This is a genomic window from Rhodoferax sp. GW821-FHT09E07 (assembly GCF_059416145.1).
Genome location: NZ_JBWKOP010000003.1, coordinates 277,719 through 292,020, shown reverse-complemented (window position 1 = coordinate 292,020; position 14,302 = coordinate 277,719). Strand labels below are relative to the sequence as shown.

Annotated in this window: 13 protein-coding genes; 7 read left to right on the top strand and 6 right to left on the bottom strand. The window is 63.6% G+C overall.

What is annotated here, in order from left to right; genetic code table 11:
• Positions 1-32 precede the first annotated feature (32 nt).
• Genes AC07OE_RS07150 through AC07OE_RS07140 form a run of 3 tightly spaced genes read left to right on the top strand, consistent with a single transcriptional unit; the run spans position 33 to position 2,986 of the window.
• A complete protein-coding gene (locus AC07OE_RS07150) occupies positions 33-623 on the top strand; it encodes a GbsR/MarR family transcriptional regulator (protein ID WP_495069870.1) in 591 nt (196 codons plus the stop codon).
• Positions 610-1,944, top strand: coding sequence for a cytochrome ubiquinol oxidase subunit I (locus AC07OE_RS07145; RefSeq protein WP_495069869.1), 1,335 nt, complete (start codon positions 610-612; stop codon positions 1,942-1,944). Before AC07OE_RS07150 ends, AC07OE_RS07145 begins: the two co-directional genes overlap by 14 nt.
• On the top strand, positions 1,937-2,986 hold the full coding sequence (locus AC07OE_RS07140) for a cytochrome d ubiquinol oxidase subunit II (RefSeq protein ID WP_495069868.1): 1,050 nt from the start codon (positions 1,937-1,939) through the stop codon (positions 2,984-2,986). The genes AC07OE_RS07145 and AC07OE_RS07140 overlap by 8 nt, the downstream gene beginning before the upstream one ends.
• A 21-nt stretch (positions 2,987-3,007) precedes the next feature.
• Here the strand turns inward: AC07OE_RS07140 and AC07OE_RS07135 are convergent, their stop codons facing one another.
• The 3 genes from AC07OE_RS07135 to mutL are packed head-to-tail and all read right to left on the bottom strand — an operon-like array spanning position 3,008 to position 6,212.
• Positions 3,008-3,511 carry a tetratricopeptide repeat protein gene (locus AC07OE_RS07135; protein WP_495069867.1) on the bottom strand — a complete coding sequence of 168 codons (504 nt, stop codon included), beginning with the start codon at positions 3,509-3,511 and terminating at the stop codon, positions 3,008-3,010.
• A gap of 2 nt (positions 3,512-3,513) precedes the next feature.
• Positions 3,514-4,251 (bottom strand): DNA alkylation repair protein, encoded by a 738-nt coding sequence (locus AC07OE_RS07130; RefSeq protein WP_495069866.1) that lies wholly within the window; start codon positions 4,249-4,251, stop codon positions 3,514-3,516.
• 2 nt (positions 4,252-4,253) lie between these two features.
• On the bottom strand, positions 4,254-6,212 hold the full coding sequence (gene mutL, locus AC07OE_RS07125; RefSeq protein ID WP_495070084.1) for a DNA mismatch repair endonuclease MutL: 1,959 nt from the start codon (positions 6,210-6,212) through the stop codon (positions 4,254-4,256).
• 108 nt (positions 6,213-6,320) lie between these two features.
• On the opposite strand from mutL, the gene AC07OE_RS07120 reads away from it, so the two are divergent.
• From AC07OE_RS07120 to AC07OE_RS07105, 4 genes are all read left to right on the top strand, one after another.
• Positions 6,321-7,133 carry a sterol desaturase family protein gene (locus AC07OE_RS07120; RefSeq protein ID WP_495069865.1) on the top strand — a complete coding sequence of 271 codons (813 nt, stop codon included), beginning with the start codon at positions 6,321-6,323 and terminating at the stop codon, positions 7,131-7,133.
• A 90-nt stretch (positions 7,134-7,223) separates the two neighbouring features.
• Complete coding sequence (locus AC07OE_RS07115; protein ID WP_495069864.1) at positions 7,224-7,685, top strand: hypothetical protein; 462 nt, start codon at positions 7,224-7,226, stop codon at positions 7,683-7,685.
• A 70-nt stretch (positions 7,686-7,755) separates the two neighbouring features.
• Positions 7,756-8,400 carry a VTT domain-containing protein gene (locus AC07OE_RS07110; RefSeq protein WP_495069863.1) on the top strand — a complete coding sequence of 215 codons (645 nt, stop codon included), beginning with the start codon at positions 7,756-7,758 and terminating at the stop codon, positions 8,398-8,400.
• 107 nt (positions 8,401-8,507) lie between these two features.
• A complete protein-coding gene (locus AC07OE_RS07105) occupies positions 8,508-11,447 on the top strand; it encodes a putative bifunctional diguanylate cyclase/phosphodiesterase (protein WP_495069862.1) in 2,940 nt (979 codons plus the stop codon).
• Positions 11,448-11,464: 17 nt separating this feature from the next.
• On the opposite strand, the gene AC07OE_RS07100 is transcribed toward AC07OE_RS07105, so the two are convergent.
• The 3 genes from AC07OE_RS07100 to tsaE form a co-directional block, all read right to left on the bottom strand.
• A complete protein-coding gene (locus AC07OE_RS07100; protein WP_495069861.1) occupies positions 11,465-12,244 on the bottom strand; it encodes an N-acyl amino acid synthase FeeM domain-containing protein in 780 nt (259 codons plus the stop codon).
• 132 nt (positions 12,245-12,376) lie between these two features.
• Complete coding sequence (locus AC07OE_RS07095; protein WP_495069860.1) at positions 12,377-13,789, bottom strand: N-acetylmuramoyl-L-alanine amidase; 1,413 nt, start codon at positions 13,787-13,789, stop codon at positions 12,377-12,379.
• On the bottom strand, positions 13,786-14,295 hold the full coding sequence (gene tsaE, locus AC07OE_RS07090; RefSeq protein ID WP_495069859.1) for a tRNA (adenosine(37)-N6)-threonylcarbamoyltransferase complex ATPase subunit type 1 TsaE: 510 nt from the start codon (positions 14,293-14,295) through the stop codon (positions 13,786-13,788). Before tsaE ends, AC07OE_RS07095 begins: the two co-directional genes overlap by 4 nt.
• Between the last annotated feature and the right edge of the window lie 7 nt (positions 14,296-14,302).

The window sequence follows — 14,302 nt, the reverse complement described above, 5'->3', positions numbered from 1 at the left end:
AAAATACTGAAAACTCAGGAAAGACCAGAACCATGAACCTTCCTCCGCTCACGCAGCGCTTTGTGCTGCACTTTGGCGAAATGGGCAGCCGCTGGGGCATCAACCGTACGGTGGGCCAGATTTACGCGCTGCTCTATGTGTCGGCAAAGCCGCTGAATGCGGACGAGATTGGGGAGGCGCTGGCGTTTTCCCGGTCCAACGTGAGCATGGGGCTGAAAGAATTGCAGTCGTGGAACCTGGTGCGGCTGATCCACCAGCCCAACGACCGGCGCGAGTACTTTCAGGCGCCCGAGGATGTGTGGGCCATCTTCCGCACGCTGGCCAACGAGCGGCGCAAGCGGGAGATTGACCCCACGCTCTCGATGCTGCGCGATGCGCTGATGGAGCAGCCCAGCGTGGCCGAAGACATCCATGCACAGGAGCGCATGAAGCAGATGCACGCCTTCATCGAGCTGATGACCGACTGGCTGGATGACGTGCAGAAGATGGACTCGGACACGCTGGTGAGCCTCATGCAGATGGGCGCCAAGGTGCAAAAGCTGCTGGAGATGAAAGACCGGGTGAAGAGCGTGTTCACCCCCGCCAAGCCCAGCACGGAAGGAGCCGACCATGGACAGCTTTGATCCCGTCGTCCTGGCCCGCATCCAGTTTGCGGCCAACATGACCTTCCACATCCTGTTCCCCACCATCAGCATCGCCATGGGCTGGGTGCTGCTGTTTTTCAAGACCCGCTTTGTGCGCACGGGCCAGCAGCATTGGATGGACGCTTACCAGTTCTGGGTGAAGGTGTTTGCGCTGACCTTTGCGCTGGGCGTGGTCAGCGGTATCACCATGAGTTTCCAGTTCGGCACCAACTGGCCGGGTTTCATGAACACCGTGGGCAATGTGGCCGGGCCACTGCTGGCGTATGAGGTGCTGACCGCCTTCTTCCTGGAAGCCACGATGCTGGGCATCATGCTGTTTGGCCGCGGGCGTGTGAGCGAACGGGTGCATACGGCGGCGACCTTTCTCGTGGCATTTGGCACCACCATGTCGGCCTTCTGGATTCTGGCGCTGAACTCCTGGATGCACACGCCCGCCGGCTTTGTGATGATCGACGGCAAGGCGCATGTGACGAGCTGGCTGGGGGTGATCTTCAATTCCTCGTTTCCGTACCGGTTGACCCACATGCTGCTGGCCTCGGGTCTGACAGTCGCCTTTCTGCTGGCGGGGTTGAGTGCCTATCGCTGGCTCAAGGGCGACAAGGGCAAAGCCGTGCAGGCCTCGCTGCGCACCGGCCTGTTTGTGGCGGCTGCGCTGATTCCGCTGCAAATCGTGGTGGGAGACCAGCATGGACTGAACACCTTGCACCACCAGCCCGCCAAGATCGCCGCGATGGAGGGCATTTGGGAAACACAAAAGGGCGCGCCCGCTGTGCTGTTTGCCATGCCAGACAAGGCCACACAAACCAACCGATATGAGATCGCGATCCCCAAGCTCGCGTCGCTGTACCTCACGCACGATTGGGATGGCGAGATCAAGGGCATCAAGGAGTTCGGCGACCAGCACCCACCCGTGGCGCCCGTGTTCTGGGCCTTCCGCACCATGGTGGGTGTGGGCCTGCTGATGCTGGCGGTGAGCTGGCTGGGCAGCTGGCAGATGCGCAAGGACGCGCTGCAACCCTGGTTGGCGCGGGTGCTGGTGGGGATGACCTTTGCCGGTTGGGTGGCGCTGGTCGCCGGTTGGTACGTAACCGAAATTGGCCGGCAGCCCTGGCTGGTGCAGGGCGTGCTGACGGCAGCGCAGGCGGCATCCAAGGTGCCGGCCCGCAACATCGCCTTCACGCTGGTGATGTACCTGAGTCTGTACGCCGTATTGCTCACATCCTATGTGAGTGTGCTGTTTTATCTGGCGCGCAAGGCCAGCGCGCCTGCGTCCAACCTGCCGGAGGTGGCCCATGCTTGATGCAACACATGTTCTGACCCTGCCCGACCTGACCCAGCCTTCAGGCTGGCTGCCGCTGGTGTTTGCGCTCGTGATGGCCCTGGCCATGCTGGCCTATGTGATTCTGGATGGCTACGACCTGGGTGTGGGCGTGCTGCTGCGCCGGGCGGACGATGCCGAGCAGAAGGACACCATGATTGCCAGCATCGGCCCCTTCTGGGACGCCAACGAGACCTGGTTGGTTCTAGGCGTGGGCGTGCTGCTGGTGGCCTTTCCCATGGCGCATGGCGTCATCCTCGGGTCGTTGTACCTGCCCGTGGCGCTGATGCTGGTAGCACTTACCTTGCGTGGTGTGGCCTTCGATTTCCGTGTGAAGGCGCGCGACAAGCACAAGCCGCTGTGGGACCGCGCGTTCTATGCGGGCTCGCTCTTGGCAGGTTGGTCGCAGGGTTTCATGCTCGGCGGCTTGGTCACCGGCTTTGCGACGGACTGGGGCAGCCAGCTGTTCAATGCGCTGATTGGCCTGTGCCTGGTTGCGGCCTATTGCCTGCTGGGTGCAGGATGGTTGATCATGAAAACGGAAGGTGCGCTGCAACTGAAGGCGGTACGCTGGGCGCAAGGTAGCTTGTGGTTCACCGGGCTGGGTGTGGCGGCCATCTCTCTGGCCACGCCCTGGGTCAGCCAGCATATTTTTGACAAGTGGTTCAGCTTCCCCAACGTGGTAATGCTGTTGCCGATTCCTGCCATGACGGTGGCGTTGTTTGTGGTGATTGCGCGCAGCCTCAAGCGCCTGCCCACGCGCCTGGCGCAGACCAACCAATACGGGGCTGCGGTGCCCTTTGCCAGCACCGTGGGCATCTTCCTCTTGGCGTTTTACGGCTTGGCCTACAGCCTGTTCCCCTGGTTGGTGGTGGACAAGCTCACCCTCTGGCAAGCCGCCAGCGCGCCCGAGGCGCTGCAAGTCATCTTCTACGGCGTGGTGGTGGTGCTGCCGGTCATCATTGGTTACACGGTGTTTGCGTACCGCGTGTTCTGGGGCAAGAGCACGGCGCTGAAGTACTGAGATTGCCGGGGCGCAACGAGGTCAGAGGCAGGGCTGCATGCTGCCCTGTGCGCAGGCTTGCGCGAGTGCTTTGGCCTGTTCAACCTGGGGTGCACTCAGGGTGCGTGCCACCGTTTGCGCATTGGTGCCGGCCACATCCACCCCCTGGGTTTGGGCCAGCAGAAACAGCGCCAGCGCTTTCACCTTGTCCTGGCGCAGCGCCTGTCCTTTGGCGTATTCACCGCCCAGGTTGGACAGCGCTTCACCGTTCCGCCCTTGCGCCGCCCGTTGCAGCCACTGCAGGGCCTGCTGCGCGTTGGCTGCCGTGCCCCGGCCCGTGCGGTACAGCAGGCTGAGTTGGAACTGGCTGGCAGCATCGCCCTGTTTGGCCAGGGTCTGGAAAGCATCGAATGCGGCACTGTACTGGCCGGATTGCAGCGCCTGCTGCGCCTGGGAGTAGCTGGGCGTTTGGGCATGGGCCAGCAGGCTGCAAAGAGCCAGGGCTGCGAGCAGCGTCAGGCGGACTTTGGGTCTCCAAGCTTGCATATTCAGTGTGAGGCGAAGTCGCCCTTCAACATTGCGTTGCGCTGCGCCGGCGTGAACTTCTCAATCGCATAGCGTAGCGTGGTGCGGGGCAGGGCGGTGTAGTGGGTTTGCAGAAACGCCAGCAGCCGCGCCTCGTCGCGCTTGCCCAGTTCGCGCAGCATCCAGCCGCAGGCCTTGTGCATGAGGTCGTGCGGGTCGGTAAGCAGCTGGCCATAGAGCTTGAGTGCATCGTCAAAGTCGCCTGCGCGGATGAAGGCGAAGGTGCTGAGTACGGCGATGCGTCGGTCCCACAGCACGGGAGATTTCGCCAACTGCCAGATGACGCTGCGGTCGCGCTTTAACAGGTAGGGGCCGCTGATGTAGGGCGCCGAGCCGTCCACCAGGTTCCAGTTGTTCACGCGGTTGCGGTGTGTCATGAAGCAGTCGTACACAGCGGTCTGTACCGCTTCCTTGCCCTTGGCAAAGCGTCGCACCATCACGTCCAACGCCAAGACGCGCACCTCGTTGTAGGGGGATTGCAGCAGTGCGGCGCAGTCGTCCAGCGTGAGCGTGTTGAACTGGCGCGCAGTCTCGCGGATCACCGGCACGCGGATGCCCAGGAACAGATCACCCTCGCCATATTGGCCTGGTGCGCTCTGGAAATAGCGTGCCGCCGTCTTGGCCTTGCCGGCGTCGGCCAGTGCGAACAGGGCGGCTTCGGCCGCGCGGGCCTCGGGGCTCAGGCCGGGCACCGACTGCATGGCTAGCGGCCGCGCAGAAACAGCGTGTCCAGCTCCTTGAGCGTGAGCTGGCGCCAGGTGGGGCGGCCGTGGTTGCATTGGTCGCTGCGCTCGGTGGCTTCCATATCGCGCAGCAGGGCGTTCATCTCTTCGAGGGTGAGTTTGCGGTTGGCGCGCACGGCGCCGTGGCATGCCATGGTGCCCAGAATTTCGTTTTGCGCGCGCTGGATGACGGTGCTGGCGTCGTGTTGCGCCAGTTCGGCCAGCACACTGCGCGCCAGCTCCACCGCGTCGCCCTGCGCCAGCGTGGTGGGCACGGCGCGCACGGCCAGGGTTTTGGGCGAGAAGGGGCTGATCTCCAGGCCCAGGGTGTTGAGCGTGGCCACATGGGCTTCGGCCGTGGCCACTTCGTCGGGTGTGGCCGCGAATGTGGCGGGGATGAGCAGGGGCTGGCTGGCCAGCGGATGTACCGAGCCATCGGGGGCGGTGAGGCTGATTTGGGTTTTGAGCCGTTCGTAGACGATGCGTTCGTGGGCGGCGTGCATGTCCACGATGACCAGGCCCTGGTTGTTTTCGGCCAGGATGTAGACGCCTTGCAACTGGGCAATCGCGCGGCCTAGGGGCCAGGCTTCCCCTTCGTCCGCGGGGCGGCTGGGCGGCAGAGGGTTTTGCTCCGTGTCCTCCGCCCGCTTTGCGGGCTCCCCCTTGACCTGCGCAAAGCCCTCCGCCGCCCAGCCTTCTTGCGTCGGCGCTGTGCTGCGTTGCCATAGGGCGCCTACGTCGCTGACGCGGTGGCCGATCAAACCTGTATCTGCTTCAAATTTGATAGCTGGTTGCGCACTGTACATTGGGGCTACAGGCACTTTAGGCACATAAGTGCCGGGCTGGGCCAGCAATGAGGGGGCCTGGGCTTGGCCGTCTATGGCACCTGCCGCAGCAGCGGCGCGCGGGGCGGCCAGGGTGTCTTCCACGGCGTGGCGCACGGCCTGGTGCACTTCGCGGCTGTCGCGGAAGCGCACCTCGATCTTGGTGGGGTGCACGTTCACGTCCACGCGCGTGGGGTCCATGGCCACGTACAGCGCATAGACCGGCTGGCGGTTGCCGTGCAGCACGTCTTCATAGGCGCTGCGTGCGGCGTGGGTGAGCACCTTGTCGCGCACAAAGCGGCCGTTCACGTAACAGAACTGCTGGTCAGCGCGCGAGCGCGCAGCGTCGGGCACGCCGGCGCGGCCCCACACGCGCAGCGCGGGCTGGCCGTATTCATTGGCTTGGCTACTGTGCCAGTCCACGCGCACGCTTTGGGCCAGAAACTCGGGGCCCAGCACATCAGAGAGGCGCTGGTCCAGCGCGGCCAGCGGGTCGGTGTGTTCGCCCTCCACAACACATTTTCGCCACTGCTCAATGAGCTTGCCTTCATGCCAGATGGCAAAGCCCACGTCGGGGCGGGCCAGCGCGTGGCGGCGCACAGCCTCGATGCAGTGGGCCAGCTCGGTGGCATCGGTCTTGAGGAACTTGCGGCGGGCGGGGGTACTGTAGAAGAGTTCTTTCACCTCGACCGTGGTGCCCTGGCTGCGCGCCACGGGTTTGAGTTCACCGGTGCGCCCGTCCAGCAGATAGGCATCATTCAGGCCACTAGCCCGCGACAATATTGCGCAATCAGCTATGGAATTGATAGCGGCCAACGCCTCGCCGCGAAAGCCCATGGTGGCTACGCTCTCCAGGTCGTGCAGGCTGCCGATCTTGCTGGTGGCGTGGCGTTTGAACGCAATGGGAAGCTCGTCGCGCAAGATGCCCTGGCCGTCGTCTTCCACGCTGATGAGGCGCACACCGCCGGCCAACAGGCGCAGCGTCACTTGTGTGGCGCCCGCGTCCAGCGCGTTGTCCACCAGCTCGCGTACTACGCTGGCCGGACGCTCCACCACTTCACCGGCCGCAATCTGGCTGATCAGTTCGTCCGGGAGTTCACGGATGGGGCGGCGCATGGCCTGGGCGACAGAAGAAGGTAACGAAGCGTTCACCGCCTCATTTTAGGGGGCGAAGTGCGTTAGCATCCGCCGGCCACAGCGTTGTGGTGACCTCAAAGGCGCAGCATGCAGTTTGGGCAGCTTCTTGATTTCAGCCACTGGCAAAACCCCGAGGCGCTGGCCTGGCTGGCCAACGTCTATGGCCAAGCCCTGATCCACGAAGGCGCTTTCTACCTGACGGCCGTACTGGGTGTGTGGTTATTGCTGCATGTGTTGCTGCGCAAGCGCTTGGGCCACCGCCTGATTGCAAAATGGCCGGCCCGGCAGGATATTCGCCGTGAGATGCGCTATTCGGTCACGACGCTGTTGATCTTCTCGGCCCTGGCCATGGCGATCACCTCCGCCGTGCTGCGCGGCAAGGTGACGGTGTACTTTCGCCCCACCGAATACGGTATCTGGTGGCTGGTCCTGAGCTTTCCGGCCATGCTGCTGTGGCACGACTTCTACTTTTATGTCACCCACCGCGTGTTGCACACCCGCTGGCTGTTTCGCCATGTACATGGTTTGCACCACCGCTCGCGCAACCCCTCGCCCTGGGCGGCCTATGCCTTTCATCCGCTGGAGGCGCTGGTGAATGCGCTGGTGACACCGCTGGCGCTGCTGGTCGTTCCCTTGCATGTGGGGGTGCTGCTCGCTTTTGCGGTGCACCAGATCACGCGCAATGCCCATGGCCATGCGGCGGTGGAGACGATGCCGCGCGGCTTTGCCACCCACTGGCTGGGCGGGCGTTTCACGACCACCACCCATCACCATCTGCACCACGAAACCGCCCAGGGCAACTACGGCCTGTGGTTCACCTGGTGGGACCGCGTCTTCAAGACCGAGAACCCGCACTACCTGCAGCGCTTTGCGCAGGTGACATCGCAGGCCAAGGGATAGAAAAACAGCGCTTTTTGGGCTTTATTTTGCGGCTGGGCGGCCGCAGCCATGGCGACACTGTGGGGAAGCACATCCCTTGTGGGGCCCGCCATGCACATCAACCGCCTGAACCTTATTTTTCCACCCACCACGCCCGGCGCATCGGCCGCACCGGATGCCCTGTCGCAGCAGGACACGGGCAGGGCGCGTGCGCCTGCAGCGGGGCCAGCTGTCGCGCCGGCACGCAAGGCTGCGGCGGTAGAGTCCACTCCGCCCACGGAGCCCGCAGCGGCCCCGGCGGGCGTGACCCTGGCGCTGGACAGTGGCCAAAAGGCGGCGGCCAGCGGCGTTTACACGCGCGACGGCGTGATTGCGCGCCGCGCCAGCGCCGCAGTGGACCAGACACCGGCCGAGCAGTTTGTAGCCTCGGCAGTCAACATCCTGCGGGACTTTGATGTGACCAAGGCAGGCATGGGGGGCGCTTCCGGCGCCAGCACTGCCACGCAAACATTACCCGCAAGCCGCTTTGGCGGTTTCAAGCAGGCGGTCGCCAAACTCAACGTCTTCGCCTGATCCGGCAGGAGGCCCCACAGATTCTGGGGTGTCACGGCCTGGCCGTGGCGGGCGGGGATAATCCACGCCCATGGAACTCATTGCCTCGCTTCTCGACTTCATCCTGCATGTAGACAAATACCTGGAGGTGTTCGTCCAGAACTACGGCCTGTGGGTCTACGCGCTGCTGTTTGCCATCATCTTTGTGGAAACCGGCGTCGTGGTCATGCCGTTTTTGCCCGGCGATTCACTGCTGTTTGTGGTGGGGGCCATGTGCGGCGCGGGCTTGATGGACTACACCATGTCTGTGGGGCTGCTGCTGGCGGCGGCCGTTCTGGGCAACCAGAGCAACTACGCGATCGGTCGTTTCATTGGCCCCAAGGTGTTCCAGTGGGAAGACTCGCGCTTCTTCAACAAGCAGGCTTTCAACCAGGCCCATGCGTTCTACGAAAAGTACGGCGGTGTCACCATCATTGCTGCGCGCTTCATGCCATTTCTGCGTACCTTTGCGCCGTTCGTGGCGGGTGTGGCGCAGATGACACGCTCCAAGTTCACGTTGTTCGACGTCGTGGGTGGGACGCTGTGGGTGGGCGGGATCGTCACCATCGGTTACTTTTTTGGCAATTTCCCTTGGGTCAAGGCCCACCTGGACAAGATCATCTGGGCGATGATCCTGATTCCCGGCTTGGTGATCTGCGCCGGCGCACTCAAGTCACGTTTCAAGACCGCTAGTTGAGCTCCGTTCTCATGGCATAGTAGAAGACGCGTGCAGTCGCACGCCACTTCCACGAAACCATTTCGGGTCTGGCTTTGGGTCAGACACACGGAGCATAGAACAAAGGCATGGCGGGAAAAGTCGTTGAAACCCTGCTGATCCGATTAACCACACTGGTGTTTCCGGCTGTACTCGTCACGTTGGCCGGTCTGGCGTTGTTGTGGCAATTGGGGCATGCAGACATGGCAAGCGGCGTCGCTCTGCCGATTCAGGTGTGGGAGGAAACCGAGCCCGTGGATGTGGCGGCCCTCGACCGTGTCCAACAGCAGCTGCGGGCTGCCCCCGTGGTTGCTTCCGCAGAGACCCACCTCTCGACCAACAGTTTCTGGTTCTCGGTGCATGTGCCGCAAAGCCCCGTAGACCACCCGTGGGAGATTGATTTCCCCTCCCGCCATGCCACTGCGCTGAGCTGCTGGAACCTGCAGACCGGTTTGTCGTTGGGGGATGCCAACCGTTTCGCGGTCTCCGGTGGCTTGCAGCGCAGCCGGGCCGGGTTCTCGCTGCAGCCCGCTGACACCGCTGCCCCCTGGGATTTGCTGTGCCGTGCGGCCTACCGGGGGCCCGCCAAGATTTCGGTGGATGCCTGGGAGCCCCATGCGTTGGACCAGGCCCAGGTCTCGCACCAGAAAACCGGTGTGATGCTGGAGGCCGGCATCGGCGTGCTGGCGATCTTCATGTTGCTGACGGCAGTGGTGAACCGCAGTGCCCTGTACTGGACCTTTGTGGGGTGGCTGCTGCTCAATATGCGGATGGCGGGCCTGTCCGCCGGCACCGATGTAGAGCTGCTGGGCGGGGCCATCGACCCGGCTTGGTTCACGCCCATGCGCCAATGGACCCTGTGCATGTACTACGCCATGACCATCGGCCTGTTCAGCGCCCTGTTCAAGGCCGAGCTGCAGGATGTCAAGGCGGGCTGGCTGCTACGGCTGCACCAGCTCAGTGCAGTGGCCGTCATCGTGGCCTGCCCGTTCCTGTCGTACGAGCACACCTTGCCGATTCTCTGGGTTGCCACAGCCTCGGTGGTGGTATTGATGATCGTGTACTTGGCCAAGATCCTGCGCCATACGCACTCCCGCGTGGCTGCCTGGTACGCGGCATCCATCATTGTCACGCTGGTGGCAAGCATGAACGAAGTGGTGGCGGCCGCCACCGGCCAACGTCTGTTGTTGGCCGGGCTCAACAGCGTGACTGCCGCCATTGCGTCTGCACTGCTGGCCTCTGCGGCGGTGGCTGAGCACATGCGTTCGCACCGCCTGCAGAACCTGCGCGCCCAAAAGCTGCTGGAAGCGGCGTACCAGGATTCGCCCATCGGCCTGTTCACCATCGGGGCGGGTGCGCAGATCATGAAGGCCAACCCGGCATTCCACGCCATGGTGCGGCGCATTGCGGTGGATGGGCCCTTGTCCTTGCAGCAGCTGTTTGATGCAACCGTGGTGCAGCAGATCGTGGCACTGCACAGTGCCCGCGGTAGCACCTCCATCGAGCTGCAAACCCAGACCCTCTTGCCCCGTGCCTCGGGCAACAGCTGGTTTGCCATCAAGGCCTCCACGGTGGATGGCAACACCATCGAGTGCTCACTGCAAGACATTACCGAGCGCGTGCAGGTCACCGAGCGGCTGGAGTACCTGGCCAGCCACGACCCGTTGACCGGTTGCCTGAACCTGCGAGGCCTGGCCATGGAAACGGCCAAGGTGGGCTACGAATCCACCGCGCTGGCCTACTTTGACCTGGACCGCTTCAAGCTGATCAACGATCTGTACGGCCACACGGCTGGTGACAATGTGCTGGTGCAGGTGGCCGAGCGCATGGGCAGCGTGCTGCAGCGCCATGACATGCTGGCCCGCGTGGGCGGGGACGAATTCGTCGTGGTGTTTTCCCGCGCCAGCATGGCCGAGAGCGAAGCCAGTTGCAACAGCATTGCCATGCTGATCGGCTCGGCACCGTTCCAGATCGACAACCAGAGTTTTTCGCTGGATGTTTCTGGCGGGCTGGTGGAGACCGCTCAGTTTGGCCAGTCCTCGCTGAAAGACATTGTGTCGGCGGCCGACACGCTGTGCCGCATGGCCAAGAAGCGCAGCAACCAGCGGCTGGTGGTGATGGAATCGGGCGACCGATTCTTCCAGCAGCACCAGGACGAGCTGGACCTCATCAACTGTCTGGAGCGTGGCGAAACGCCCCAGGGCCTGTTCCTGATGATGCAGCCGGAGTTGTCGCTAAGCAGGCCCTTTGATTCGTTGAACTTTGAGGTGCTGGTACGTCTGCGCAAGCCCGATGGCAGCGTGGTGGGGGCGGGCACCATCATCGAAGCGGCGGAGGCCCATGGCAAAACCGCCATCATCGATCGCTGGGTGGTGACCACGGCCATCGACTGGCTGGAGCGCCACGCGCAGGCACTGCGGCACACCCACTTTGTGGGAGTCAACCTGTCGGGTGGCTCGCTCAATGACGAGTCGTTCACCGCGGAGCTGTTTGCACTGTTCGAGCAACACCCGCAGGCCTTGTCCAAGATCTGCATCGAAATCACCGAGACCGTGGCCATCACCGACATGCGCAACATGCAGCGCTTCATCGACCGCGTGCGTGCCATGGGCGCCAAGGTGGGGCTGGATGACTTCGGCGCCGGGTATTCCTCGTTTGGCTACCTCAAGGGGCTGTCGGTAGACGCGCTCAAGCTCGATGGCTCGCTGGTGCGCGACGCGGCACGCAGCCAGTCGGGCATGGCCATCATCGTGGCTATTGGCGGGTTGGTGAGCAGCCTGGGCATGAAGTCCGTGGGTGAGTTTGCTGAAGACCTGGCCACCATCCGGGCGCTGGTGGACGCGGGCATTGACTACGCGCAGGGCTACGGGATCAGCAAACCCGTGATGCCCGAGAACATCCTGGCGGCTCGCAGCGGTGCCGATTTCATCGAGGACGCCGAGATCCTTGCCTTCGTGAAGCTACTGCAGACCAATGCAGATGCCACCATGTCCCTGTTTCAGGAATCCACGCTGGGTACCCTGCACTGACCTGGGACGCTGTGGCTTTACAGGGCCATGGCGGCAGAAACCTTCCAGTCGGCGTGGCTGTCAGCGGCCACCAGTCTGTCTTCGGCTGCGGCTTGTGGCGCATCCATCTCCGGGCAATGCCAGGCAGGTGCCAAGGGCTTGGCGGCGGAAAGATCGATATCCGGGTGATGGGTTTCAAAGAAGAAGCGGTGCAGGCTGTGCTGCGCGGCGTGCCACAGCGGTTTGACCGCTTGGGGCGCCAGGTGCATGACCCGGTGCGGCACACCGCCCGTGAACGTCATGGGATAGAAAACTCCCGCGTCGCCCACATCGGAAAAATACAGGCTGTCGTAGATGCGGTCCACGGGCTTGCGGCCGGTGGCCATCATCCAGTCCACGTTGTGCGCCAGGCAGTAGCTGTGCAGCGCCTTGAAGAGGGCGGTGCGGACCAACGATGAATTGGGGTTGCCCTTCACGCAGAGGCGGGTGGTCTCCACCATGCGGCTGCCACGGAAGCGGATGGGCAATTTCAGCGAATGCTGCAGGGGCAGGGGCTTGACCACGTTGGCATGCGTGCGCAGGGTGCCGAGCATGGAGCCATCCAGCTTGGAGGTGGCAATGAAGACTTCGCAGCCCGGCTCAAAGTCGGCGGCTTCGGGTTCACGCAGCTTGGCGCCCAGTTCGGGGAGGTGTTTGCCATAGGAGGCAGCGCGCAGTTGGATCACACCTTCCATCTGGGCCTGGGACGCGATCTCCACCTTGAACGGCAAAATCTCCGACGGAACCCCCAGCGTTGAAACGCAGCTTGCCTGAACCATGACAACCTCCCTTCGGTAACGTTATTGAGGGAGTCAGTCTAGGGTTAGCACCTAGTTGTAATAGCCGAATTAAGCGGTGATTTGGCCGCCTTTTCGGGCCTGATACACCCCGTTGCGGTGCACGCTGAAGGGTTAGCTGGTCGTGCGATTGCGGGCCAGGGGAGGGTTCTTGGCAAAGTAGCTCTCAATGCCGCGCATCAGCGCATCGGCCAGCTGGTTCTGGTAGTCCTCGCTGTTGAGCTTGACCTCTTCGCTGGGGTTGCTGATGAAGGCGGCCTCCACCAGCACGCTGGGAATGTCAGGCGCCTTGAGCACGGCAAACGCGGCTTGTTCCACCTTGGGTTTGTGCAACTTGCCCACGCGCCTGATTTCGCCCAGCAGGTTGCTGCCCAGCTTGAGGCTGTCGTTGATCTGGGCGGTGGTGCTCATGTCCAGCAGCGCGCGCAGCACCGTAGCGTCCTTGGCCTTCACGTTCAGGCCACCAATCAGGTCGGCCTTGTTCTCCTTGGCCGCCATCCAGCGCGCCGCGCTGCTGGAGGCGCCACCCTGGCTCAGCGCGAACACGCTGGCTCCCTGCGGGTCAGGCGTGAAGAAGGCATCGGCATGCAGGCTCACAAACAGGTCGGCCTGCACGCGGCGCGCCTTTTGCACGCGCGTGCCCAGCGGCACGAAGAAGTCGGCATCGCGCGTGAGGTAGGCGCGCATGGCGTTGCCGTTGACGCTGGCGTTGTTGATGCGCTCGCGCAGCAGGTGTGCCAGCTTCAGCACCACGTCCTTTTCCCGCGTGCCACCGGGGCCGATGGCGCCGGGATCTTCGCCGCCGTGGCCGGGGTCCAGCGCGATGATGATCAGGCGTTCCGTGGCGGAGGCTGCCGGAGCTGTCGCGACTGGTGGTTTGGAACTATTTTGGCCACTAGCCCCCGTGGAATCTGCGCGGGCAGCTCCTGTTTTAGGAGCGTTTTGGGCGGTGGTGGTACCTGGCGCCACGGGGCTGGAGGCCGGGCGCTGCGTGTGCTGTGCAATCAGCGCGTCCAGTGGGTCGTTGCTGGCGGCGGGCTTGGGTGGGGCGGCCGCCGCAGCTTTGGCGTTGTCGGTGAGGCGTTCGGCTATCAGGGCCTCCAGCGGGTCCACCTCGTTCACCGGGTACAGGTCCAGCACCAGCCGGTGCTGGTAGGCCGCCACCGGGCTCAGCGAAAACACTTGCGGCCGGATGGGGTGCTTCAGGTCTACCACCAGGCGCACCACGGTGGGCGTGAACTGGCCCACGCGGATGCCGGCGATGTTGGGGTCGTCGGCCTGCACCTTGGCAACCAGCTCCTTGAGCGCCGGATTCAGTGTGATGCCCTCGATGTCCACCGCCAGCCGTGGCGGGCTGGGCACAAAGGTCTGTTTGGTCACCAGCGAGGCATCGGACTCGATGGTGACGCGCGAGTATTCGGGCGCGGGCCAGACCCGCACGGTCATGATGGTGGCGCCGCGGGCCAGCTCGGCTGCGCCCAGGGTCAGCACGATGCTGCCTGCCTGCAACAGGGTGCGGCGCTTCATGCCGCGACCTTGGGCAAGTGGTGCACCAGGGCCGCACCCGTGGCGGTGTGCGTCGTAAGGGTCACCAGGCGGCTGGCGTCATCCAGCGTGCGGATGTGCAGGTCTACATCGGCTACGGGCAGCATGCCGGCGGCCTTCTCGGGCCACTCGGCCAGCTTCAGGCCGGGGCTGGCAAAGATGTCACGGAATCCGGCTTCCTCCCACTCCCGTGGGTCGCTGAAGCGGTAGAAGTCAAAGTGCCAGATGTTGAGCGTGTCCAGTTCATACGGCTCCACCACGGCGTAGGTGGGGCTCTTGATGCGACCGGTCACGCCCAGCGCCTGCAGCAGGTGGCGCACCAAGGTGGTTTTACCCGCACCCAGATCGCCATGCAAAGCAATGAAGGCGTTGGCCAGCGCGGGCTGCGCGGCCCAGTGGGCGGCAAACGCGTGGGTGGCCGATTCATCCGCCCATGCCAGGCTCAGGCTGCTTTCTACAATGGGGTGGTGACGATCAACAGCACTCAAATCAACG